This window comes from Paenibacillus sp. FSL K6-1217, assembly GCF_045040735.1.
In the GTDB taxonomy this organism is placed as follows: domain Bacteria; phylum Bacillota; class Bacilli; order Paenibacillales; family Paenibacillaceae; genus Paenibacillus_AQ.
This window is the reverse complement of the sequence record NZ_CP150271.1, coordinates 4,809,682-4,833,971: the sequence shown is the minus strand read 5'-3', so window position 1 is coordinate 4,833,971 and position 24,290 is coordinate 4,809,682. Positions and strand designations below refer to the sequence as shown.

The window sequence follows — 24,290 nt, the reverse complement described above, 5'->3', positions numbered from 1 at the left end:
GGCAGCCCTTATCCTCAGTTCAAATAAAATACCTTCTCCTGCAAGAGATCGAGCGCCCGTTCGGTCTCTTTGCGTTCTTCAGCCGTCAGGGCCGCAATCCGCTGCTCGAACCGGACCGCAATCTGTCCGAAGGCCTCATTCATCAACGCCTCGCCTGCAGCGGAGAGCGTAATTCCCTGTCTGCGGCGGTCAGCGGGGTCGGTGATACGGGTACATAGCCCTTTTTCGCTAAGCTTCTTCAGCTCCCTGCTGGTATTGGGCATCGACATGTTCATGCAGTCGCTTATCTCGCTGAGCGTAACAGGCTGGCTGACGGCGATGTATTCGACAATCTTATATTGCAGCGGCGTTAAGCCGTCTGAGTTCACATCTTTGGAAATATCGTTCGTTATTTGATGGACGGCAGCAGTGAAGGCTAAGAATTTCTGGAATAGATGGTTGTTGTCCATAAGATCACCTCAGAGGTCACGATACCAGAATAATTATCAAAAAACAATTATCATTTGACAAGTAATTTGCGGCTGTGCTATGTTTTTGTTATCAAATGACAACTAAAGGGGAATACCACTGATGAATACACTTGTGATCTACACCCATCCGAACCATAAGAGCCTGAGCTACGCCTTCCTGGAGGAAGTGCTGCGCGGCAGCAAGGAGAATGCGAAGATTAGTGAAGTCAAGGTACTTGATCTCTATAAGGCCGGATTCGATCCGCTCCTGGTGTTCAATGAGAACAAGCGCAGACGGGATATGTACCGTGAACCGGAGCTGGCCGAGTACAGGGAGCAACTGCTATGGGCCGATCAGATCGTGCTGGTCTATCCGATCTGGTGGGGACGCCCGCCAGCGATGCTGATGGGCTACATCGACCGGATGTTTGCATCGGGCTTCGCCTACCGGGATAAGGGCGGACTTTTGCCGGAGGGGCTGCTCAAGGGGAAGAGAGTGGTCTGCATCTCCAGCATGAAAGGGCCGACCCACTACCCGCTGCTGTGGCTGGGGAACTCGCATAAGATTCTGATGCGCAAAGCCCTGTTCAACTACGTGGGCATCCGTAAGGTGAAGTTCTTCGAATTCGGTAACATGGAGAGCAAGAAGGGGAATCACAGCAAGAAGCTGGAGCAGATCTACCGCTATTTCAAGACGGTTGGGTGATCCGTACACAATCTATTTGACATCCGGCCAACTTGTAACTACAATAGTTACATGAGTGATGATTAGCGATGTCAACGAGAGCTTAGCGCTGAGATTGAAATACAACAACCCAAATGGAGGAATTCGAGATGACAATCGCATTAACAGGAGCAACAGGTAAATTTGGTTCCATCGTAGCAGAGACTCTGCTGAAGACCGTACCCGCTGAGAATATTGTAGCCAGTGTGAGAAACCCGGAGAAGGCAGAAGCATTGAAGGCACGCGGCGTCGATGTCCGCCATGGCGATTTCGATCAGCCGGAGACGCTTGATACCGCTTTTGCCGGAGTGGAGCGTCTGCTGATCGTCTCGGCTGACGGCGACAACGACACCCGTATCCGCCAGCATAAGGCAGCTGTAGACGCAGCTGTCCGTGCAGGTGTAGGCTTCATCGTATACACCAGTGTAGGCGATGCCGATAACAGCTCCCTGTTCCTGGCGCCGGTACACCGGGCGACAGAAGAGTTCATCCGTGAATCCGGTATTCCGTACGCTTTCCTTCGCAACAACTGGTACCTGGAGAACGAAGTCGGCTCTATTCAAGCCGTGAAAGCCGGCGCTCCTTGGTTGACCTCTGCCCAAGACGGCAAGGTAGGCTGGGCATTGCGCAGCGATTATGCTGAAGCAGCGGCGGCTGTTCTGGCTGGAGAGAGCCGTGAGAGCGTCATCTACGAATTGTCCGGCACTCCGCTTACCCAGGCAGAGCTGGCAGCGGTGGTCGGCGAGGTTCTGGGCCAGGAGGTCGCCGTGCAGCAGGTGGATGATACCGCCTATGCTAGGATTATGGGCGAAGCAGGCGTGCCGGAAGCGGCGCTGCCGATCGTTGTTGCCATTCAGGGAGCCATCCGCGACGGCGCGCTGAATATCGAGAGCGGCGACCTTGCGAAGCTGCTGAACCGTCCGCTTACTCCGCTGAGTGAAGGTGTACGCGCGTTGCTGGGTTAACCACTGTTAATTAAGCAAGTCCGCCAGTTATACTCTGGCAGGGCCCGCTATGAGAAGAGGCTGTCCTATACCGGTTGTTCGGCAACCGGCAGGCAGCCTTTTTTTTGCGTTTGCAGGATCTGATCGGGAGACGCACGGGCCGAATGTAATCGAAAAACCGAACACAATGTGCCGGTGTGGAAGGTAAGCGGGCCGTATGTAGATCAGAGGGAGCGAAATACGATTTAGCCGCGCTGCGGCTAGAGATACAAGCAGATTGGGGAGCGAAGTTGGGGGTGGTGTTTATTTTTTTAACCGGGATTATGATCCAGACCTGAACTCCCTGCGTTTCAGTATATGTATAGGCAAACAGGCAGACAGGCAACGTGAACACCACATATTACACCAACCTAAGGAGTGAAGTGAGATGAAGATGAAGAAGCTAGTCGTTCCGATGTTAAGCTTGACCCTAATGGTACCTGTGCTGGCAGGTGCGGAGGCAGCTCCGGCAGCCGCGATGATGAAGGCTTCGGTGAATACACCGGCTGCCGAGCTGAGAGCGGGCCTGGATTATTTGCTCTCCGAGCATTTCACCCTTGCGGTAACCGCAATGACGAAGGCCTATGACGGCACCAAAGATGCCACCGCCGCTTTTCAGGCGCTTGACCAAAATGCAGTCGATATGCAGCCCGCCATCGCTTCACTGTACGGTGATGCTGGCGCAGCTGAATTTGAACGGATTTTCCGTGCCCATAACAAGTACACCGACGATCTGGTGAAGGCGACGAAGAACAAGGACACCTCAGCCGTCAAAGCAGCAGAAGATAAAGTTAGCGGCTTTGTAGACGAGTTTGGGAATTTCCTCGGCACGGCAACAGAGGGCAAGCTTCCGGCAGCGGCAGCGAAGCAGGTGATCCGCAGTCACGAGGATCATGTCCAAGAGGTGTTCGAAGATTATGTAGCCGGTGATTACAAGGGCGCGTACGAAGCTTACCGCAAGGGTTATGCAGAGATGTTCGGCATCAGCAAGGCCCTGTCCAGTGCAATTGCTACGCAAATGCCTGCTAAATTCGAGAATACCAAGGCAGACACCAAGGCCGCTGATCTGAGATCCGCACTCAACCAGTTAGCGGGTGAACACTTTGCTCTGTCCGTCCTGCAAATGCAGGAGCAATATGACGGAAGAGCCGCCTCCAGTGCGCTGATTGCAGCCGAAGCCATGAATACGGCAGATTTCAAAGCAGCCATTGCATCCATCTATGGCACAGAAGGGGCTGCGGCCTTCGAGAAGATCTGGGTAACGAATCATGTCAACGCCCAGGCTGATTTCACAGCGGCAGTGAAGAACAAGGATGCAGCGGCAAAAGCGGCAGTAGAAGCGCGTATCGCAGGCTTCACCACTGAATTCGCAGCCTTCCTTGATTCGGCTACAGCAGGCAATTTGCCGAAGTCAGCGGGGCAAGCCGCACTGACTACCCACGAGAATCAGGTACAGCTGGTGCTTACGCAATATGCAGCGGGCAACTATGACGCTTCGTACAAGACCAACCGCGAGGGCTACAAAACGATGTTCGGTGTGGGTCAAGCGCTGGGCCATGCGATTGTCACACAGTTCAACGACAAGTTCCAGGATGCGGCAGTACCAGCACCAGCAACACCAGCAGATCCAGCTTCCATGGTGAAGGTCTGGATGAAGGTGGGCAGCGGCGTCCTGAACATTAACGGAACCGTCACGCAAATGGATACCAAGCCGTTCATCTGGAGCGGAATGACTTACATCCCGCTGCGTTACCTGAGTGAAGGTATCGGGGCAGAGGTGAAGTGGAATAAGCAGGCGCAGCAGGTAACCATTACCACAGGCAGCGACACCCTGGTCTTCTGGATGAACAAAGACTTCATGGAAGTCAATGGCATGAGAAAATCCGTCGGCGCCAAGGTCTTTGTGAACGAAGACAACAGAACCGTAGTTCCCCTTCGTTTCATCACCGAATTGCTGGGCTGGAATGTACAATGGGGCAACGCCGATCAGTCCATTACCTTGACCAAGAGTATGTAATTCATGGGATAGAAGTTAAATTGTTTATTAGATCAAGATTAGACAAGCCCGCAAGCGGCTCACTGTAACAGGTGCCGTTTGCGGGCTTTTGTTGTTCTTAAGTTCAGTTGAAGGTTAGAGGAGGGGAGAAGGGCAAGAAGGTCGAAAATTTAAAGGGATAAATCCCCTATAACTGATCCATTTAGCATAAGAGTCTTAAGCCCGAAGCCCACAATATCAATATTAATCACAGCGGGGCATCCCGAATCTCTGAACTCTCCCTCAAAAAAACTTAAGCCGACGACCAAGCCAATAATCCGCTTGGACATGGATATATTAAAAAAATATGGACAGGAATGCTGTAAGGGGGAGTTCATATATTTGATCAATGCTATGTTCAATTGCTTAATATAGTGTTGTTCACTTGATTGAATGACTTTTCTATTCATGTATTTTTCGACAAGAACTTTCCAATGTCTAGTTAAATAGTTGTTATAAAAAAACAAAACTCATTGGTATAACCATAGTAATTCGGATATAATATTCCCAAATATAAGCATCTACCGAATTTTATGGAGGGGTTTCCTATATGAGAATAATACATTTATCAGATTTTCATATTGCAAGTAATAGTATAAAAGATACTTCTAATTTTATTGTGGATGCACTAGTAAATGATCTAATCGAATATAATAATGAGAAAAGAATAGATCTTATTATCTTTTCAGGGGATCTTATCGATAGAGGGGGTAGAAGCTTTGGAAGTATTGAGAACGCTTTTGCTAAATTCGAAGAGTATGTTGCTAGTCCCTTATTGGAAGCGCTCAATCTTTCAAAAGAAAATTTTGTTTTTGTCCCGGGCAATCATGATATCAATAGAGATGCTGATAGTAGAAACACTGAAATTGGACTTAGAACTACACTAGATAGCCAAGTTTCTGTCTCTCAATTCATAGAAGAGAACATAGACACTGCAGTCGAAATCAAAAGAGTCATTCCTTTCAAAAATTTCGAAAGAGAATATCATCTCAAAACACCAAATAGCCGAATAACCAATTTTCATTCAACGTATCAATACGATTATTTAGATAAACAGATTGGAATCTCTGCCTTTAACACGGCGTGGAGATGCTATGATAGTGATTATGATAACAGCAATATCTTGCTAGGAGTAAAACAAGCTAAGGAAGCTAGGAAAGAACTTGAAAAAAGTGATTTTAGAATAGCTGTACTTCATCATCAGTTTGATTTGTTAAAGCCCTTTGACATGGAAGTAGTTCAGGCATTTATGCAAAGGGAGTATGATCTGGTATTATGTGGACACGTCCATAGAGGAAGTAGTCATAAGGAAACAACTACATATGGGGATTTATTAGTTTCTATTTCCCCATCTAATACGTTCGATGGAGTATTTAGTCATGATCAAAGATTTACTAATGGGTATTCCATTATTGACTTTTCTTTTGAGAATAGCAAATTTCTAGTTCATCATAGAATGTACTCGCAAAATCATGATAGATATATTGCAAATATAGAGTTAGGTCCAGACGATAATGGCAGGGTAACCTTTAATAAAAATATTAAAAAATCTAGCATTTCAAAAAAAAAAAGTGAAGCGAAAATAATAGAGATTGATAATACTACCGATGACAAAAGAAGCAACACAAGTTATGGTCTTGATTATTTGTCAGAGGGAAATTTTTTAACAAATGATTCATCAGATCATCACTTTTATAAGCACATACGATTAATAAGAAACTTTGTGGATAATATATTAAATAAAAATAGTAGGCTCCTTGATTTCTTAGAAATCACAGTTATAACAATGGACAGGGTGCTTTTAAGTTTTGAAAATGATAAAAGAGATGAACTTCTTGGTGATTTAAATAAATTAGAAAAGTATTTCGGGGATTCGACTAAATTTGAGAATCAAGATATCATAGATCTTTTCTTATTTGTTGGAAAATGGTTTAGATATCTTCAGCTTAATTTTAAAAATCAGAGTGAAGTTCTTGATGTATTTGAATATTATACATTCCTTACAAGTAAAAGTTTAGAAGATGAAAATATAAAATTACTACTTAACTCTGCTAAAGAAACTTTCGAGAACATTGATAAATCTAGGTATGAGAGGCTTTATTTAAAAAGTAAATATGGCTTTATTACCGAAGCCCTCTTTAGTCTTATGTTTTCGATTTATGTTGAATTGGATTTTTTTAAATCAAAAACTATAGGAAATATATTTAATGATCAATTTTCTTCAGATGTCAAGAATCTTATAGAATCAATAAATAATGAATATATACTCCTTGCTAATAATTCTAAAGGTAGGGATAAGGATCTTGTCAACCTCAAAGCTAGTGTATTGGAAAATAAAGTAACATTATTGCAAGGGAAGAGGAATGTTGGGAAATCAACAATATTGGCAAAATTGATCATTAATAATACTCAAAAATCTGATAAGCAGTTACTACTAATATTTTCTTTTAAACATTCTACTAGCATTGTTGATTTTATTAGATCAATTGTTGAACAAATCAACTCTCATATAGTCAATAGAATAGATGTTTCTTTTTTTAATGAATATGTTGGAGAGGTTGCAGAGCAAAGCGAGAGAAATATAAACCTTTATTTTAATCAAAGCAACATACAAAAAATTAATTACTACTTTAAAGAAGCCACAAGAAGATTAAACCAAGAATGTGGGAACTTTATATTAATAATTGATTCATTTGAAATGATCTCTCAAATGAGAAAGGAAATTGCAGATTTACTTATAGGATTACCTGAGAATTCAAAATTGATTTTAGTCACAAATAATTCTGATGATGTTTCACTATTTCAGACTGAAGGAACTCAAATATTATCAACTAATAACTTTGAGGAATCTGACATGAAATACTTTTCGGGCCTAAAGGAAGCTAATGAATATAATAATAAAATCAATTCAGAACTTTTTGAAAAAACAAATGGAGAGGTTGCAAAATTAAAAAAGTTATTATCATTAGTTGAAGAAGGCGAAGGTCTTGTTACAACTGAATTAATTAATAGTTTAGATAATTCAGAAGTTTCCCGTTTTGAACAAGAGCTACAATCCTACAATCAGGATGAGACTTTTGAAGAAATTTTACTATTGCTGGCTGTATTTGAGCCAGTACAATCGATCCCGTTAGAATACATCCAACAATTTCTGCATTTTAGGGAAATTCATTGTAGGTTGCCAAAAGTTAGAAATGAGTTAAAAAAAATTAAGGTTAGGATTAATGATACTCGTTTTACTCGTGTGAAATTAATTGACAAAGATTTTGCTTTATTTCTCAAAGAAAAATATTTTAGCTCCAAGGACATTAAGGAATCTATCCGTTACACACTTGAATGGTTATCAGCAGATGCATCTCTGAAGTCAGACTTTATAGCCGAATCATTAAAGGGAATAGAAAAAGAGAACCTCTGGCTCTCCAGAAAAACAGACATCAATTTATTTGTGGAAAGTATGTCCCAAAATGCTGGTGGAAGAAAGATTTTTAAGATAGGATATTCATTTTTTCATGATCCTGGTATAGCTATTGATTTAACCATGGAATTCTTAGAGAAGGCTTATAAGTTAGGAGTCCCCAATTCATATTCATTTCTAGGATATATTTATATGAAGGGCAAAAGGGTAGATACAAATGTTGGAAAAGCTGAACTTATTTTAAGAGATGGAGTTAAGAATGGGGACTCGATATCAAAAGGGATTTTGGGTAGCTTACTTCTAGATGGAATGTTTCCTAATGAAGATAATATAGAGGGTCTCCAACTTTTAAAAGAATCTGCCGCTGAAGGGAATAAAACAGCCAAACTAGATTTAGCTGTTAGATTATTGATCGGAAAAGGAGTTGAGTCGGACATCACGGTATCCGACTCTATATTAGAAGAGCTAATAGAGAACGAAGACAATGTTGATGCTTTTCGTATTATGGGTATTCGTAACCTTTATGGACATTACATTAAAAGAAATGTAGAAAAAGGTATGAACCTGTTAAACATTGCGATAGATAGAGGGGATGAGTTAGCTAAGTATCAGATGGCTAAATACATTCTAAATGTTTCTAGAGATAATCAAACTATGGCGATAAAGTATTTTGATGAATTAACTGAATCTGGCTTTATAGAAGCAAAAAAGTACTATTCATATTTGTTGATTTCTGGTACTTTAATTCACCAAAATATTGAAAAAGGTTTATCCCTGTTAAAGGAATTGATTGATATTGCTGATGAAGAAGCTATATTAGACTATTCACAATTACTATTTGAAGGGAAATATATTGAAAAGGATATAATTTTAGCGCAGGAATTATTGGGAGAATTGGTTGGAAAAGAGTACCCCGAAGGCTTAGTGTACTATGGGGAGCTTCTTATTGAAGGACTTTTTTATGAGAGGAATATTGAAAAGGGAATAAAGCAATTGGAGAAAGCTGCCTCTATTGGGGAGATATCGGCAATTCGTAATTTGGCAAATAAATATTGGAATGGTCATGGTGTAGAAAAAAATCAGTATAAGAGTCGTGAACTTTTTTTAAAGGCTATAAAAGCTGGAGACTTAAATGCAAGATATCATTATGCAAAGTGTATAATCAATGAAAATAAAATAAAAGAAGACGAGTTAGAGTATGCCATCAATCTGTTGGAATATGCTGAGACAAACGGAAGTATATTGGCCAGAAATTATTTGGCAGATTTGTTTATAGACGAAGAGCTGGTAAAGGGAAGGGTAGAGGAAGGTCTTAATCATCTAAGAAAATCAATTGAACTCTCTGATCCCAAGGCAATGCGTAAATTGGGTTATAGAATGTTGTATGGAAATGGTTTGCCGAAAAATATATTTGAGGGTGAGCAACTACTTCTTAATTCTATTAATTTAGGAGATACTTTAGCAAAAACGATTTTAGGGCAAGCAATAATTATTGGAATATCAAATGTTTTAAACTTTACTGCAGGAATAAAGCTGATGGAGGAAGCATGTTCTGAGGGAGAAGTTAATGCACTTCGGATTTTAGGAGATGCTTATGTTAGAGGGGCATATGTTAAACAAAATAAAGAAAAGGGAGAAAACCTATTACGACTAGCTATAAAATCCGGGGATAATCTAGCAGCACTTATTTTATCAAGAATTTTGTTAGATGGATTATTTCTTGAGAAAAATCAAAGTGAAGGTATTGAAATTCTTACAAAACTAGAAAATGAGAATTACGAAGATGGAATATTAGAATTATCGGAAAGATTAATAAAAGGGGATTCTATAAAGAAAAATATTGATTTTGGATTAGAGAAATTAAGAAAACTTTCTGAATATAACGTAGAGGCTAAAGTAATGTACGGTTTTTACTTGACGACAGGTAATGAGGGAGTTTGCACAAACATAAAAAAAGGAGAAGGTTTGTTAAGAGAAGCAGAACTTCAAGGAAATGACTATGCACGAAGGTTGTTAGCTGAATTTTTAATTAATGGGTTGTTTAATCAAAGATATGAAGGTGAAGGGATTTCTTTATTAGAGAAATCAGTTGAAAACAATGATTACTTAGCAATGGCTACTCTTGGTGATATATATCTTGATGGTGTTTCAACAAAAATGGATACCAATAAGGCAATTGAGTTATTTGAAAAAACTGTAGATGGAAGAAGTGCTGAAGCAAAGGTCAGATATGCATGTTATTTAGCGGATGGGACACGCATCCCCCAAGATATAAAAAAAGCAGTTAATTTATTCACAGATTCCTCAAACAGTGGGGATCTTGCGGGGAAATATTATTTAGCAAAATTATATATTGAAAGTGAGAATTCGTATAAGAATGTTCCAAAAGGAATAACCTTACTTGAGGAACTTATTGCAAATGGATACTATAAAGCAAAAGAGTATTTAGCTTTATTAAAAATTTATGGATTCAATATGGATAAAGATATTGAACAAGGAATTCGTTATTTTGAAGAATTGGTAGATAGCGATAAAGATAAAGCAATATTGCAGTACTCTGAGTTACTAATTGAAGGGATATATCTGAAAAAAGATGTTAAAAAAGGTGAAAAATTACTAAAATATCTCATTCGGAAGGGGAACGGTGAAGCTAATTATAGACTTGCAATAGCATATATTGAAGGTAAGTCTTTAAAAAAACATGTGAATTCTGGAAATCATAGACTGAGAAAAGCTATGGAGTTACAATCTAAAGGAGCTACTTTAGAGTATGGTATAAGATTGAAAAAGGGATTGAAAATTGGAAAGGATGAGGCCAAAGGGAAGCGCAATATAAATAACGCTCTTGAAAATGCTAGCCCACAGGATCTTTATCAATTTGGAATCATTGCATATGGTTTAAAAGACTACGAATTAGCGACAGATTTATTAATGAAATCTAGAGATGCTGGATTTCAACAAGCGGGTACATCAATAGCATATATGCTTAGAAGAAAAGAATTAAAATCTCACGAAAATGTAGGAAGTATATTTACTCTATTAGAAAATGAACTGTACAATAATGATATAACAGCTTATTTAAATTTAGTGTTAGCTATTGTTAGAGAACAAACGTTGGACTCTGAATGGTTGAAAGCTGATTCAATAATACAAAAGTTAGGTAACTGTTCGTTATATCTTGGTTGGTGGCTTGATATTGCACTTTCTGATGATCCAGAAGGGCATCTTATTTTAGGATGGCTATCCAAGCATCATAAAATTGATGATCCATCAGGTTACACGTTTAAAACTAGATTTGCGAAAGCTAGATGTCATGATTACAAAATTCCTGATTGGATGTTTGAAGAAGAATACAAAATGGAATATCAGAGTAAAGAGATAGTGTTTTTTTAAGTTTTTTCATCAAATTCCTTCATTTAAGTAATAGCTTTATCAATTTCTTCTCAAGTTTAACTTGAAATACTGAAAATATTGTTATTCTAGTTTAATTCCTTGAGAGACTATGTTAACAATAAAATGGATCATAAAAGACACTTAAACTAACAGTAATCGCTCGCTAACATGAGTGGCTATTGTTAGTTTTTTTATTTCCTCAAATATTTATTTATTACTAGTGCAATAGATCTGAAAAATTTTGATTTTTCAAGTGAATCCAGATTTAACATTGACAACTTGCCCGGACCCCTATATATTTATCGATAATGATTCTCATTATCGTATAAAAAACCTATTTAGATAAGGACGGGTCCACACATGAACAGCAGCAAAAAATTCTCTTTCAAAACATTATTCATTCCATTAGCGCTAACTCTAGTGCTGGCAGGCTGTTCCTCCAATCAGCCGAATTCAGCCGCATCTCCTTCTCCGGCACCGGCGGCTGCTGCAACCAGCGAAGCGGCAAGCACAGAAGCACCTGCGGCGCAGGATGCTGTGACCTATCCGATTATCATCAAGCATGCGTTAGGTGAAGCTGTCATTAAGAGCAAGCCGGAACGCGTAGTTACTGTGCAATGGGCTAACCATGATGTGGCACTGGCTCTGGGCGTAGTCCCGGTAGGCTTCTCGGCTGCCAACTTCGGTGTGCAGGATGGCAGCGGGCTGCTGCCTTGGACCGCAGATAAGCTCAAGGAGCTGAATGTAACCGATCCGAATGTGTTCCAGGATACCGATGGTCTGGATTTCGAGGCGATCTCTGACGCCAACCCGGATGTCATTCTTGCCGCGTACTCCGGTCTAACGAAGGAAGATTATGAGACCCTTAGCCAAATCGCTCCCGTGGTAGCTTATCCGACCGCAGCGTGGGCAACGACATGGCGCGAGCAGGTGCTGCTGAACGCAGAAGGCATGGGCATGAAGGCTGAAGGCGAGCAGCTCATCAAGGATACTGAAGCTCTGGTTAACGACAAGCTGAGTAAATATCCGCAGATTGCCGGCAAAAAAGTAGTGTGGGTCAATTTCTCCGCTGAAGACTTGTCGAAACTGCATATTTATACACCAGTGGACTCCCGGGTCGCCTTCCTGTATGAGCTGGGGATGACGTATCCCGACAGCATTACCAAACAGATTACTGACCCTACCAGCTACTCGCTCAGCTTAAGCTCCGAGAATGTGGAAGCTCTGTATGACGCTGATCTGATCGTGGGTTATGGAAATGACGAATTGCTTAAGTCGCTTCAGGCAGATTCACTAATCGGCAAAATCCCGGCTATCGAACGGGGATCGGTAGCTTTTATCGACAGTGATACTCCGCTGGTCGCTGCCGGAACACCGAACCCGCTGTCCATTGCGTATACGATTGATGATTACCTTGCCTTAATCGGGGGAGCTATTGATAAAATAAAATGATAAGTTCACCGGTCTCGGAAGATAGCAAGCTAAAAATGCATATGCCAAAGAATTTCATCCTGGTGCTGATGAGCTGCCTGGTCCTGCTGGTCCTGTGCGTCATTGCCTCACTGGTACTGGGAGCCCGTCATGTAGGCTGGAATGAGCTGATTGACGGGCTATTCCGTCCAGAGGCGGACAGCTACGGGGCGAACGTGGTGCGCAAGCGGATCTCCCGGACGGTGTTCAGCCTGATGTGCGGCGGGGCGCTCGGCGTATCGGGAGCCTTGATGCAGGCGGTGACCCGCAACCCGATTGCCGACCCCAGCATCCTTGGGGTGAACACGGGAGCCTCTTTGTTCGTGGTCTGCGGAATTGCTTTCCTGAACATAAGCACTGCGAACCAATATATATGGTTAGCCTTAGCCGGAGCTGCAATTACAGCGGTATTCGTATTCGGAATCGGCTCCATGGGGCGTGGCGGAGCCACGCCCATTAAGCTCGTTCTGGCAGGTGCTGCCATCAGCGCGGCGCTGTCCTCTCTGGTTACCGCGATCATGATTCCGCGTGCATATGTTATGGACCAGTTCCGGTTCTGGCAGGTGGGCAGCGTTGGTGCGGGCACCTGGAGCGGCATTACAACCTTCCTTCCGTTCCTGCTGATCGGCATGCTGATTGCCTTCCTTACAGCCCCGGCCCTGAATGCACTGGCTCTGGGCGACGATGTGGCGACCGGCCTCGGGGTCCGCACAGGGACACTGCGGCTTATCGCCGCGCTGGCAGGGGTATTATTATGCGGAGCAGTGACAGCACTGGCCGGGCCTATCGGGTTCATCGGCCTCTTGTCCACTCACGTGATCCGGCTACTTCTCGGTTCGGACCTGCGGTTCGTGATCCCGATGTCAGCGGTCACCGGGGCAATTATTCTGACGGTCTCCGATGTAGGCGGCCGGCTGCTTGGAAGCCCCGGAGAGCTTGAAGTCGGTGTGGTCACAGCCTTTGTGGGGGCACCGATCCTGATTCTATTAGCGATGAAGTCGAAAGTGCGATCCTTATGAGAAATCAATCGATTGAATTTATTAGGGCTGGCAGACGTAAGAGACACCGCCGGGGCGTGCTGGTTACCGGCCTGCTTGCAGTGCTTGCTTGTGTACTGTGCTGCGCGATGCTTCTGCTCGGGAATACCATCTATCCCATTTCCGAGGTCATCCGCGCACTCTCCGGGGAGGAGCTTAAGGGTGTCTCCTTCGCCGTGAATGTGATCCGGCTGCCGCGGATGCTGGCGGGTCTTTTTGCCGGATTCGCCTTCGGTATGGCAGGGTACACCTTCCAGACGATGCTGCGCAACCCGCTGGCGAATCCGAATGTCATTGGCATTACCTCCGGGTCGAGTGCGGCGGCGGTATACTGCATCGTGATCCTTCAAGCCAGCGGAGCTGTCGTCTCTGTTGCTTCGGTAATCGCTGGCCTTGCCACCGTGCTGCTGATCTACGTGCTCTCCAGGGGAAGAACCTTCTCCATCGGGCGGTTAATTCTGATCGGGATTGGTCTTCAGGCAATGCTGGATGCCGTGATCTCCTACCTGCTGCTGATCGGCTCCGAGAAGGACATCCCTTCAGCGGTCCGCTGGCTGACCGGCAGTCTCAACGGATCACAGATGCGCGAGCTTCCGCCGCTGGTGATCATCGTGCTGATCTGTTCGCCTATCATCCTGCTGCTGGGCAAGCATCTGAGTATTCTTGAGCTGGGGGAGCAGTCAGCTACCTCACTTGGTGTTAGCACGGACCGGACCCGGATTGCACTGATTGTCAGCTCAGTGTTCATGGTGGCGATTGCTACGGCTACTACCGGACCGATTGCGTTTGTCTCCTTCCTGTCAGGGCCGATTGCCAAAAGACTGGTGGGTACAGGCGCCTCCAGCATCATTCCGGCAGGCCTGGTCGGCGTGAATCTCGTTCTGGCGTCCGATCTGATCGGCCAATTTGCTTTTGAGTACAGATTCCCTGTAGGCATCATTACCGGATTACTCGGAGCGCCGTATCTGATCTTCCTGTTAATCCGCATGAATCGAAAGGGAGAGTTATAATGAACAAGGCACATGTGTTTGGAGCTGAGCAGTTGATAGCGGGCTATGAGAATAAGACGATTATTCATGGGATAGACCTGGTGATCCCGGATCATCAGATCAGCGTGATTATCGGCGCGAACGGCTGCGGGAAATCTACCCTGCTTAAAACCATGGCCAGACTGATCAAGCATACCGCAGGCCAGGTGACGCTGGACGGCAAGCCGATCTCGCAGATTCCGGCCAAAGCGCTGGCCCGGGTCATCGGTCTGCTGCCGCAATCACCGGTTGTACCGGAAGGGATATCGGTTGCCGATCTGGTGGGACGCGGCAGATTCCCGCACCAGTCGCTGCTGGGGGGCTGGTCCAGGAAGGATTACGAGGCTGTGGCCGAAGCGATGGAGATCATGAATATCACCGAATTCGCCAACCGCAATATCGACGAGCTCTCAGGCGGCCAGCAGCAGCGGGTCTGGATTGCGATGGCCCTGGCCCAGCAGACCGATATCCTGTTCCTCGATGAGCCGACCACCTTCCTGGATATCACCTATCAGGTGGAGATCCTGGACCTGCTCACCGATCTGAACCGCAAGCACGGAACCACCATTGTCATGGTCCTGCATGATATCAACCTGTCCGCCCGGTATGCCGACCATATCTTCGCGCTGCACTCCGGCAGGCTGGTTGCGGAGGGCCCACCCGCAGAGGTTATCACAAGCCTGCGGGTTAAAGAGATCTTCGGACTGGATAGCACAGTCATTCCTGACCCGGTCTCCGGTTCCCCGCTGGTCGTGCCGCGGGGGCGGTATCATAACAACTAAGCTTATACAAGGCTGTCCGACCGGTCCAACCGGAGGGCAGCTTTTTTATGTACCTGTAGAAAATATATTTGAGAGCGGTTCCCTTATCATGTACATTAATTAGGCAACAGAGCTTTTCTAATCTGAATTAAAACAGGTGATCCTATCAAAATTTCCATCGAGCACATCAGCAAGGAGCAGCAAGAGGAAATCATCATCAGATGCTATGAAGCAACTGAAGAAATCAGTCAGATTGTACATAAGCTTAAGGCAGAGACTCTTGTCCTCCTGGGGGTACAGGAAGAGCGGGTCAGCCGCATCAAGCTCAGTGATGTCTATTATTTCGAAGCCGTGGACGGTAAAGTATTCGTCTACAGCGATAACCAGGTGTATGAAGTGAAGCAGAAGCTGTATGAGCTGGAGGCGCTGTGCCGAGACAAGAACTGTTTTCGCGCCTCCAAATCCACGATTCTGAATATCGCCAAGATCGAAAGCGTGCGTCCGTCCCTCAGCGGCCGGTTCACAGCACTGCTTGATAATGGGGAACGTGTAGTCATTTCAAGACAGTATGTGCCCGTACTGAAACAAAGACTTGGATTATAAAGGAGGGGATCACAGTATGAAGCGTTCTGAGGTTGCCAAAGACATCATCCGCGATTTTCTGGTTATCTTCGCATCCATCATCATTATCATTACGGTGCTGCGGCAGATTTTTATGCCGGAACTCGCCTTTGACCTGATATCCATCTATACGATTATGGGATTCTCCCTGCTTGGAGCATTGACAGGCATGATGTTGTACGCTCCTAATGGGGTAAGCGAGCAGGCCATGCGTGTTAGAATTGTGATTCATTTTCTCCTGCTGGAGATTCTGTTGATTGCCCTTGCCAGCCTGATCGGAGTTGTAGCCAGTGTGTCCGCTGCACTTCTGCTTGCTCTGCAAATCGCTGTAGTCTATGCCATTGTCCGTCTGCTGTCCTATGAGAAGGATAAGAAGGAAGCGGAGCAGATTAATGAGAGACTGAAGGCTGTGAAGCAGGACATTCGCGGGTAATTCCATAGTCAGTATCGCGCTTTGTGGGGATAATGTGCATCTTATTGCCCTGTAGCTACAGCTTACCGTAAATGGGTATACACCCTTTTCGCAGTTTTTTATGATGAAATCATCACCTCACGCGAAAAGGAGAATTATCCCTATGCACAACCGCATCAAGCTCATAAGTTGGATTAGAATTACCCTGTTCATCGTATTCGTTATTCTGATACTGTCGCCCGTTATAGATTGGAGCTTCAGCTGGGTTCTGCTGGCGGTATTGCTGTTTATTTTTGCACTGAAGGGTTCAATTGATCTTATCCGGAGTAAGGCGAAGCCCCGTAAGCCCAAACGTTCATCGAGGGTATTGAAAATCATTATAACCGCTGTGGCGCTGCTAATCGCACTTATACCCCCCATTCTCTTCCCGCAGTACCGGGCACCTGAAGTGACCGGGCAATATGAAGTCAGAACGGCTGTCTACACCTATACGGACCCTAACCGGATGGAGGAATTTACCGATACGGGCGAGCGCCGGCAGGTGAATGTGGAATTCTGGTATCCCGGCAATGCGGAGGGCACGTATCCGCTGGTAGTCTTTTCTCATGGAGCCTTCGGGGTTAGAGAGAGCAACGCTTCCACCTTCACGGAGCTGGCCAGTCACGGGTATGTCGTGGTGTCCATCGATCATCCATACCATTCTTTTTATACACAGGGTGTGGACGGGAAAGTCACTACGGTTAATGCAGCGTATATGCGGGAGGTTAGCGATTCTAACAAAGATGGAGTGTACACCATAGAAGAGTTGTACGGACTTACGCGTAAATGGATGAAGCTGCGGACCGGGGATATGAATCTGGTGATTGATAATATCCTGGAGAAGGCGGGAAAGGACCAGGAACCTGTGTACCAATTGATCGACACTAAGCACATTGGCGTATTCGGCCACTCGATGGGCGGTGCGGCAAGCGTGGCGCTCGGCCGGGAGCGCAGTGATGTGGATGCTGTTGTGAATCTGGATGCGCCGTTCTTCACCGAGCTGATATATGACCGGAGACGCAATGATCTGGCGGCCAAAAATGAACCCTACCGCGTACCGCTACTGAACATTTACACGGATGATGTGTGGAGACAGCTCGGGAAGAATTCAGCTTATGCGGCGAACCAGACGGATAATCCAAACTTCAAGGATGCGTATACCGTTCATTTTGAGGGGGCCAAGCACTTAAGCCTGACCGACCTGCCGCTATTCTCCCCGATACTTGCCAATGTGCTTCAACACGGACGGGCGGATATCGATAAGTATTACTGTATTGAGACGATGAATAAGCTGATTCTTGAATTCTACGACTATACGTTAAAAGGCACCGGGCAGTTTGCGCCGCAGGCGGTGTATTGAGGCTATACATCCAACAGGGAAGACTGCACCAGCTCCCTAATCCCTTCCTCCAGCCCGGCGGTATCCTCAGTCTCCAGCCATTCCGGCGGAACGAGCAGATAGTTGCCGGAGCTGCTCTTCAGGTAGCTGTAGATGATCTGCGCCTCGTCGATCTTGTGGCGGCTCATTTCTTCTGTGGCAGCCGACTGGCTGCTGCTGCGGAAGACCTCCCGGGCGGATGCAGCCATCATCCCGGTGAGCTGCCCTTCATTCAGGGCTTCCGTTACCAGCAGGGTGCGGTAGAGGATCACGCTGCCCTTGATGAGGATCAGCTTATGGAACTGCTCGTCCACCGGCTCCAGTACGAGGATATTCTTGTTCTCTCCGGTGAATTCGATCACCTGCTCCTTCTGAAGCAGCGAGTGGACGGCCCCCAGGTAATCGCGGAATTTGGCGGCGGCCTCGAAGTCGAACCGCAGCGCAGCCTCCTCCATCCGGGCCTCCAGCCCGGCCATAATCCCATTATCTCTGCCCTCCAGCAGACAGATGAGCTGGTCGATGACCGCTTCGTAATACGCTATGGCTTCCGCACTGCCGCCGCACATCCCCATACATAAGCCCAGCGAGTGGTTCAGGCAGCGGGAGTTCCGCGAATGGGGACTGCTGCATAGAATCCGCTGCGATTCCTTCATACCCAGCACAGCTCTCTCCACCGTACTCCGGCTGGTATAAGGGCCATATACGAGGCTGCCCGCCTCTGTACTTGGCTCGTAGCCAATCTCAATCTGCCGGTAAGGCGTCTTGTCCACGATAGAAATATAGCTGTAGGCGAGCGGATTTTTCATTTTGCGGTTATACATCGGCTTGATCTCTTTGATCAGCTGGCACTCCAGTATGAAGGCCTCCAGCTCCGTATCGGTCAGCCGGTAGTCCAGATCGCGGATATGCTTGACGAGCTGCTTCACCTTGGGCGAATGCCCCTTATTATTATAAAAATAAGACTGCACCCGCTTCCGGAGCTGCTTCGCCTTGCCGACATAAATCACATGGCCCAGCCCGTCCTTCATCAGGTATACGCCAGGCGTCAAGGGCAGGTCTGCGATTTTGTCTGTCAGATTTGCGGGCATGGCAGCCGCCTCCGTTCGTCGATTTCTTCCCTATCGTTCAAGTATAGACCATGCTGCCGCCACCTGCGACAGGAAAAGCTCCCCCGGGTCCTCTGGTAGAAGCAGTGTGACATAATCCACAATGTCTCCCGGCCAAACCCTCTATCATTAATTACATGAATAATAGGCATGAGCGTATGCGATCAAGTAAGCTGGGGGGCTGCTGATGAAGTATTCGATCGGTGAATTTGCATCCATTCTTGGAGTGACGGCAGATACACTGCGCTTATATGAGAAACATGATATTGTCCGGCCGGTGAAGGATCATCATAATAACTACCGGTATTTCAGCGATCTCGATGCGCGGAATCTATTGACGAGCAGATGGTACCGGAGCATGCAGATCCCGCTTCAGGATGTGGCCGGATTGATCAAGGACGCGCCGTGTGAGCAAGTGGTGGAGTCGATCGCCGCTGCCGGTATGCAGCTGGAGGAGGAGATCCGGCGCAGCACGCTGCTGCTCGGCAAGATTCAGGAGATTCAGGCGGAGCTGGCGCAGGTCAGCGAATCCCTGTATACCTGCAAGAGGAAGCAGGTGCCGGGCATGTACCGGATTCAGCAGACGAACAAGAATCATTTGCTGCAAAAGGATGATCTCAAACAAACCGTCCAGGCCTGGATGGAGCTGCTGCCGTTCACCTTTTATTCCTTCCGGGTGGAGAATATTCATGGCGAATGCGTCTGCGGACCAGGGGAGCTGGAATACAGCTGGGGGCTTGGCCTGCTTGCGGCGGATCAGGTGAAGCTCGGAGTGTGCCTGTATGATGGCGTAGAGTATCTGGAGCCGGCGACCTGCATTTCTGCTGTAATTGTCAGCGGCCACGAGGAATATCTGGAGCGGGATGCCTTCGGATTCATGCTGGAGTATGTGGAGGCGCACAATCATAAGATTACCGGAGACATCAGCGGTAAAATTCTGTTCACCGAGCGTACGGGTAACGGCAGCAGAACGTATCTGGAGATTAATATCCCGGTAGAGGCAGACGGAGAGTCCGGCCCACTTTGAGAAAAATTTCACATATTGTTCATTGACCTTGGTACAGTACCAAGGTTTACACTTTGTGCGGTAGTCAGCAGTCCTATTCAGAGAGAGAAACGGGACAGCATTAACCACACAGGGGGAGAAATTGATGCGTAAGCAAGCAACAAAGCAAATGTTCTTATTCACCGTTTGTCTGATATTGGTCCTGTCGCTCCTTAGCGGCTGCAGCGGTAACAATGCCGCTGCACCGGCAGCTTCAGAGCAGCCGTCCGCTTCGCCGCAGGCGTCACAGCCAGCGGATGCAAGTACTGTACCGGCAGGCTTCAAAGCGGGAACCTATAAAGCGGAGGCCGAAGGCAAGGACGGCAAGATTCAGGTTGAGGTGACTCTTGACGATAATTCAGTCATTACCGGAATCAACGTGGTCAGCCAGAGCGAAACCGCCGGCATCGGGGTGGAGGCGATCAATAAGGTCAAGGAGGAGATTCTATCCGGCCAGACCCTGAATATTGATGCCGTCAGCGGTGCGTCCGAGTCCAGCAAGGCGATTCTGACCGCTGTGGAGGACGCGCTTAAGCAGGCGGGCGGCAATGTGGAGGCTTTTAAAACGAAGACTGTAGTGAAATCGGGAGAAGGCAAGACGCAGCAGCTGTCGGCGGATGTTGTCGTGGTGGGCGCAGGTGCTTCTGGGGTATCTGCGGCAGTATCGGCAGCCGATAAGGGTGCAAAGGTGATTCTGATCGAGAAAACAGCGACAATCGGCGGGGCAAGCAACCTGTCCTGGGCGGGCAAATTCTACAACTCCTCAGCCGCGCTAAGCAGCGGGCTGAAAGTGGAAGTTGAGAAGGAGATCGCCGATTGGATCGTGAACAACCACTGGCGTGTGGATGCGGCAGCGATCCGCCAATACGTCACGAAGTCGGGCGAAACCTATGACTGGCTGACCGGCAAAGGCTACACGACCACCTTCCTGAACTTTGCCGGAGAACAGCTCCATATGCTGCCTCCTTATGAGACCCGCCAGGAGCTGCTGCGCAAGATGCTCGCAGCGTCGGTGGAGAAGGGCGGCGGGCAGGTGATTACGGAGGCCACCGCGCAGAAGCTGATGACCGGCGCCAATGGAGAGTTTACCGGCGTCGTTGCCAAGAAATCTGACGGAACAACCCTGGAGATTGCAGGAACAAGCGTTGTGATGGCTACTGGCGGGTATGCCGGGAATAAAGAGATGGTTAAGGAGGCTTTTGGCTTCGAAGGCGTTAACGGCGGGCTTGGCCAGAACATCGGCGAAGGGCTGAAGATGTCCTGGGAGATCGGCGCGAAGGTGCCGGACAACTTCGGCGGGCAGATGCTTCACCAGACGCTGGCCAGAGCTACGGACAAGCTGAAGACAGAGTATGAGCCGTTTGCAGCCAGCTATCCCATGATGCTGTCTTACCTGCCAACCGTGATGAATGTCGGTCCTTCGGGTGCGAGATTCAGGGATGAGGCTGCGACACTGACTGCGGTAGCGGCAGCGAATACCAGTGCTTTTAACGGAGCTTATCATCTGGTGATTGTCTCGCAGGCGCAGCTCGATGCCCTTAAGACCCAGGGAATGAAGGGGCTGCAGGCACCTAAGCTGCCGGGCATGCCACCGGAATTCTACGCATCCTATAAGGACAAGTTCACGCTGGACCAGCCCTGGAAGGATGCCGATAAAGTCCTCGAATCCATGGTAGCGAACGGCGACGGCTTCAAGGGTAATACGCCGGAGGAGCTGGCGAAGAATGCGGGGATGGACCCTGCGGTATTTGCCGCTGATTTCAAGCTCTATGAGGAAGCGGCGAAGACCGGCACCGATACGGAGTTCGGCAAGGCGAAGGAATACCTGGTGCCTATGGGCAGCAGCGGGCCGTATTACGCCATTATTGCCGAGATTAACAACCTCTGTTCGGTAGGTGGTCTGCTGGTCAATACCAAGTTCCAGGTGCTGAATGATAAGCGTCTGCCGGTCAAAGGACTGTATGCCGTGGGGGTGGAGTCCGAAGGGGTGCTTTTCAATGATACGTATGTAGGCAACGGTGTTGGACTGGGCTACTCCTTCACCTCCGGGCGGCTTGGCGGCGAGGATGCGGCTGCGGGCGCGTTGGCTAAGGAATAGCCTCTGTATAAGTAATTCTCCTCTTTTTGCCGATAAAGAGTTGTCCTGAACTTTACGCGCGAGAAGAGGAACGCACGATGTATATTCCCATATCACGTATCAACGCAGCTTCGCTGACCCGATCTCCGCATCAGTCAGACTCTGCTTCTGGCGGGTCTTCTCCGCTCAGTTTCCCGGAGATGATGGCGGCGGTGGCGGCGGCAATGGAGGATCAGGTACGCAGAATCAAGAAGAAATACGGTCTGGCCGTTCGCATTATGGCGGTAGCCAAAGACTGCGGCAAGAGGGAGAGCACCGGTGCAGGAGACCGGAGGGATCGGCAGGAGCTTGTGATCGCTCCGAATATTCTGCAGCAGATGAGCAAAGATCCTGTGATGCAGCGTAAGGTATATGGCTATCTTGACGAGTATGTGCGCGAGCCGTACTCCTCGCCCGGCCATAGTCTGATCGTTCACAGGGACGGCACCTCCACCCTTCTTCCTGTCGTCTCCAGACCGGCAGCAGGACAGGAGATTACCCATCTACATACCGGGCAACCGGAAATCGCGGGCAGCTTATACGATCAGGACAGGCTGAAGCAGCTCGCGTTCCTCCGGGCCAGAAGAGCAGGCAGGCAACGGTAACAGAGTGTAATCCGCAAATAAGATCCCTGAATCCATGTGATGTGGAGGCGGGGGTCTTTTTGTAAATATAAGAAATTATCTGCACGTCCCTGAGGCGAACAATAGCCTATCCTCCTGCATAGCATATAGCACCTGCTTGCTATTTGTAAGTGGAAAGGGGGCACGGCTAATGGGTATCCAGCTTACCGCGATTCATTGGGTGTATCTGGTATTTATTGTGTTCATTCTGGCGCTGTTGATCAAGCGGCGTGATACGACCATGATCTGTGTGACCGGGATTCTGGCTCTCGGGCTGCTGGCAACGGCGACGCTCAGCGGGTCGGTATCGGGAATCTTTAATTCTTTTGTGTACGCGACCAAGGAGCTGCTCGGTACCATCATGATTATCTCTATTATCGTGGCGATGAGCCGGATTCTGATTATAACAGGCATCAACGAGACGATGGTCTCCCCGCTCACCCGGTTCCTGCGCACACCGGCGATGGCCTACTGGGGAATCGGGCTGATTATGATGGTAACCTCGTTCTTCTTCTGGCCGTCCCCTGCTGTAGCGCTGGTCGGGGCGGTTCTGCTGCCGGTGGCGGTCCGGGTCGGTCTGCCTGCGCTGGGCGCAGCGGTAGCCATGAACCTGTTCGGGCACGGGATCGCCCTCTCCGGCGATTATATTATTCAAGGCGCTCCGAAGCTGACGGCCGATGCTGCCGGTCTTCCGGTGTCCAGTGTAATGCAGGCCAGTATCCCGCTGGTGGCTGTGATGGGAATTGTCACGACGGTGAGCGCATTCTGGATGATGAAGCGGGATCTGAAGAACGGTACCTGGAGAGATGGCCTGGTCTCTTCCCCGGGAGCAGCAGAACCGCCGGCTGGTGCGGAGACGGAGGATGACGGTCAGGTCCTCATGAGTGACCGTCTGCGCCAAGGGCTCGCGGTTGCCATTCCGCTGCTCTTCCTCCTGGATGTGGCAGGCATGTTCGTACTGCATCTGCAAGGCGGCGATGCTACCGCACTGGTTGGGGGAACCGCCGTGCTGATCCTGATCGTCATTACCCTGCTGGCCCATCGCGGCCAGGGGCAGGGACTGGAGAAGATCACCTCCTATCTCATTGAAGGGTTCATGTTCGGCTTCAAGGTCTTCGGGCCGGTCATCCCGATTGCCGCCTTCTTCTATCTGGGCGACGCCGCCTTCACCGAACTGTACGGCAAGGTGCTGCCGGACGGCTCGCATGGCATCGTGAATGACCTGGGCGTGGCCCTGGCGAATCACGTGCCGCTGAACGGAGCAGTAGGAGCCGTAACGCTGACGGTGATCGGCGCGATCACCGGCCTCGACGGCTCCGGGTTCTCCGGCATCTCGCTGGCCGGCTCGATTGCCGGGCTGTTCGCCGCCGCGATTCATTCCGGCGCAGCCACGCTGACCGCCCTTGGGCAGGTGGCCGCCATCTGGGTCGGCGGCGGCACCCTGATCCCGTGGGCGCTCATTCCCGCCGCTGCCATCTGCGGCGTCAGCCCGTTCGAGCTGGCCCGGCGCAATCTGAAGCCGGTCCTCCTGGGTCTGGCGGCCATGACGATTGTCGCCATGTTCCTGGTGTAGACGATGCTGAGCCGGAATCGCCGCATAAGATTGCTCTCTCCAATCCATCCTAGAGAGGAACAGAAACCGAGATGGAGGGGGA

At 48.0% G+C, this 24,290-nt stretch carries 17 protein-coding genes; 15 read left to right on the top strand and 2 right to left on the bottom strand.

The window, feature by feature from the left end:
• Nucleotides 1–14: 14 nt before the first annotated feature.
• A complete protein-coding gene (locus MHH28_RS21225) occupies nt 15–449 on the bottom strand; it encodes a MarR family winged helix-turn-helix transcriptional regulator (RefSeq protein WP_405105279.1) in 435 nt (144 codons plus the stop codon).
• A gap of 121 nt (nt 450–570) precedes the next feature.
• Between MHH28_RS21225 and MHH28_RS21220 the strand changes: the two genes are divergently transcribed.
• The 11 genes from MHH28_RS21220 to MHH28_RS21170 all read left to right on the top strand — a co-directional run bounded on the left by MHH28_RS21220 (nt 571) and on the right by MHH28_RS21170 (nt 17,727).
• Nucleotides 571–1,155, top strand: a complete 585-nt coding sequence (locus MHH28_RS21220; protein WP_405105277.1) for an NAD(P)H-dependent oxidoreductase — start codon at nt 571–573, stop codon at nt 1,153–1,155.
• 128 nt (nt 1,156–1,283) lie between these two features.
• The gene (locus MHH28_RS21215) at nt 1,284–2,138 is read left to right on the top strand and encodes an SDR family oxidoreductase (RefSeq protein WP_405105275.1); all 855 of its coding nucleotides are present in this window, start codon (nt 1,284–1,286) and stop codon (nt 2,136–2,138) included.
• Nucleotides 2,139–2,544: 406 nt separating this feature from the next.
• Nucleotides 2,545–4,173, top strand: a complete 1,629-nt coding sequence (locus tag MHH28_RS21210) for a copper amine oxidase N-terminal domain-containing protein (RefSeq protein WP_405105273.1) — start codon at nt 2,545–2,547, stop codon at nt 4,171–4,173.
• A gap of 568 nt (nt 4,174–4,741) precedes the next feature.
• Nucleotides 4,742–10,999, top strand: coding sequence for a metallophosphoesterase (locus tag MHH28_RS21205; RefSeq protein WP_405105271.1), 6,258 nt, complete (start codon nt 4,742–4,744; stop codon nt 10,997–10,999).
• Between the two features lie 360 nt (nt 11,000–11,359).
• The gene (locus tag MHH28_RS21200; protein WP_405105269.1) at nt 11,360–12,451 is read left to right on the top strand and encodes an iron-siderophore ABC transporter substrate-binding protein; all 1,092 of its coding nucleotides are present in this window, start codon (nt 11,360–11,362) and stop codon (nt 12,449–12,451) included.
• Nucleotides 12,448–13,488, top strand: a complete 1,041-nt coding sequence (locus tag MHH28_RS21195) for a FecCD family ABC transporter permease (protein WP_405105267.1) — start codon at nt 12,448–12,450, stop codon at nt 13,486–13,488. Before MHH28_RS21200 ends, MHH28_RS21195 begins: the two co-directional genes overlap by 4 nt.
• Entirely contained in the window at nt 13,485–14,516 is a 1,032-nt protein-coding gene (locus tag MHH28_RS21190; RefSeq protein WP_405105265.1) for a FecCD family ABC transporter permease, read from the top strand. Before MHH28_RS21195 ends, MHH28_RS21190 begins: the two co-directional genes overlap by 4 nt.
• On the top strand, nt 14,516–15,316 hold the full coding sequence (locus MHH28_RS21185; RefSeq protein WP_405105262.1) for an ABC transporter ATP-binding protein: 801 nt from the start codon (nt 14,516–14,518) through the stop codon (nt 15,314–15,316). The genes MHH28_RS21190 and MHH28_RS21185 overlap by 1 nt, the downstream gene beginning before the upstream one ends.
• 126 nt (nt 15,317–15,442) lie before the next feature.
• Complete coding sequence (locus MHH28_RS21180; protein ID WP_405117201.1) at nt 15,443–15,898, top strand: LytTR family DNA-binding domain-containing protein; 456 nt, start codon at nt 15,443–15,445, stop codon at nt 15,896–15,898.
• A 16-nt stretch (nt 15,899–15,914) separates the two neighbouring features.
• Nucleotides 15,915–16,349 (top strand): DUF3021 family protein, encoded by a 435-nt coding sequence (locus MHH28_RS21175; protein ID WP_405105260.1) that lies wholly within the window; start codon nt 15,915–15,917, stop codon nt 16,347–16,349.
• Between the two features lie 142 nt (nt 16,350–16,491).
• The gene (locus MHH28_RS21170; protein WP_405105258.1) at nt 16,492–17,727 is read left to right on the top strand and encodes a dienelactone hydrolase family protein; all 1,236 of its coding nucleotides are present in this window, start codon (nt 16,492–16,494) and stop codon (nt 17,725–17,727) included.
• A 2-nt stretch (nt 17,728–17,729) separates the two neighbouring features.
• Here the strand turns inward: MHH28_RS21170 and MHH28_RS21165 are convergent, their stop codons facing one another.
• Nucleotides 17,730–18,833, bottom strand: coding sequence for a GIY-YIG nuclease family protein (locus MHH28_RS21165; protein WP_405105256.1), 1,104 nt, complete (start codon nt 18,831–18,833; stop codon nt 17,730–17,732).
• Nucleotides 18,834–19,038: 205 nt separating this feature from the next.
• On the opposite strand from MHH28_RS21165, the gene MHH28_RS21160 reads away from it, so the two are divergent.
• From MHH28_RS21160 to MHH28_RS21145, 4 genes are all read left to right on the top strand, one after another.
• Nucleotides 19,039–19,878, top strand: coding sequence for a MerR family transcriptional regulator (locus tag MHH28_RS21160; protein WP_405105254.1), 840 nt, complete (start codon nt 19,039–19,041; stop codon nt 19,876–19,878).
• Nucleotides 19,879–20,002: 124 nt separating this feature from the next.
• Nucleotides 20,003–21,994, top strand: a complete 1,992-nt coding sequence (locus MHH28_RS21155; protein WP_405105252.1) for an FAD-dependent oxidoreductase — start codon at nt 20,003–20,005, stop codon at nt 21,992–21,994.
• Nucleotides 21,995–22,071: 77 nt separating this feature from the next.
• Nucleotides 22,072–22,617 carry a hypothetical protein gene (locus MHH28_RS21150; RefSeq protein WP_405105250.1) on the top strand — a complete coding sequence of 182 codons (546 nt, stop codon included), beginning with the start codon at nt 22,072–22,074 and terminating at the stop codon, nt 22,615–22,617.
• A 169-nt stretch (nt 22,618–22,786) separates the two neighbouring features.
• Nucleotides 22,787–24,208 carry a hypothetical protein gene (locus MHH28_RS21145; protein WP_405105248.1) on the top strand — a complete coding sequence of 474 codons (1,422 nt, stop codon included), beginning with the start codon at nt 22,787–22,789 and terminating at the stop codon, nt 24,206–24,208.
• Nucleotides 24,209–24,290: the final 82 nt, after the last annotated feature.

What these genes read in the sequence shown, in the direction of transcription:
- MHH28_RS21225 (WP_405105279.1), bottom strand. Translation starts at nt 449, where the DNA reads ATGGACAACAACCATCTATTCCAGAAATTCTTAGCCTTCACTGCTGCC.
- MHH28_RS21220 (WP_405105277.1), top strand. Translation starts at nt 571, where the DNA reads ATGAATACACTTGTGATCTACACCCATCCGAACCATAAGAGCCTGAGC.
- MHH28_RS21215 (WP_405105275.1), top strand. Translation starts at nt 1,284, where the DNA reads ATGACAATCGCATTAACAGGAGCAACAGGTAAATTTGGTTCCATCGTA.
- MHH28_RS21210 (WP_405105273.1), top strand. Translation starts at nt 2,545, where the DNA reads ATGAAGATGAAGAAGCTAGTCGTTCCGATGTTAAGCTTGACCCTAATG.
- MHH28_RS21205 (WP_405105271.1), top strand. Translation starts at nt 4,742, where the DNA reads ATGAGAATAATACATTTATCAGATTTTCATATTGCAAGTAATAGTATA.
- MHH28_RS21200 (WP_405105269.1), top strand. Translation starts at nt 11,360, where the DNA reads ATGAACAGCAGCAAAAAATTCTCTTTCAAAACATTATTCATTCCATTA.
- MHH28_RS21195 (WP_405105267.1), top strand. Translation starts at nt 12,448, where the DNA reads ATGATAAGTTCACCGGTCTCGGAAGATAGCAAGCTAAAAATGCATATG.
- MHH28_RS21190 (WP_405105265.1), top strand. Translation starts at nt 13,485, where the DNA reads ATGAGAAATCAATCGATTGAATTTATTAGGGCTGGCAGACGTAAGAGA.
- MHH28_RS21185 (WP_405105262.1), top strand. Translation starts at nt 14,516, where the DNA reads ATGAACAAGGCACATGTGTTTGGAGCTGAGCAGTTGATAGCGGGCTAT.
- MHH28_RS21175 (WP_405105260.1), top strand. Translation starts at nt 15,915, where the DNA reads ATGAAGCGTTCTGAGGTTGCCAAAGACATCATCCGCGATTTTCTGGTT.
- MHH28_RS21170 (WP_405105258.1), top strand. Translation starts at nt 16,492, where the DNA reads ATGCACAACCGCATCAAGCTCATAAGTTGGATTAGAATTACCCTGTTC.
- MHH28_RS21165 (WP_405105256.1), bottom strand. Translation starts at nt 18,833, where the DNA reads ATGCCCGCAAATCTGACAGACAAAATCGCAGACCTGCCCTTGACGCCT.
- MHH28_RS21160 (WP_405105254.1), top strand. Translation starts at nt 19,039, where the DNA reads ATGAAGTATTCGATCGGTGAATTTGCATCCATTCTTGGAGTGACGGCA.
- MHH28_RS21155 (WP_405105252.1), top strand. Translation starts at nt 20,003, where the DNA reads ATGCGTAAGCAAGCAACAAAGCAAATGTTCTTATTCACCGTTTGTCTG.
- MHH28_RS21150 (WP_405105250.1), top strand. Translation starts at nt 22,072, where the DNA reads ATGTATATTCCCATATCACGTATCAACGCAGCTTCGCTGACCCGATCT.
- MHH28_RS21145 (WP_405105248.1), top strand. Translation starts at nt 22,787, where the DNA reads ATGGGTATCCAGCTTACCGCGATTCATTGGGTGTATCTGGTATTTATT.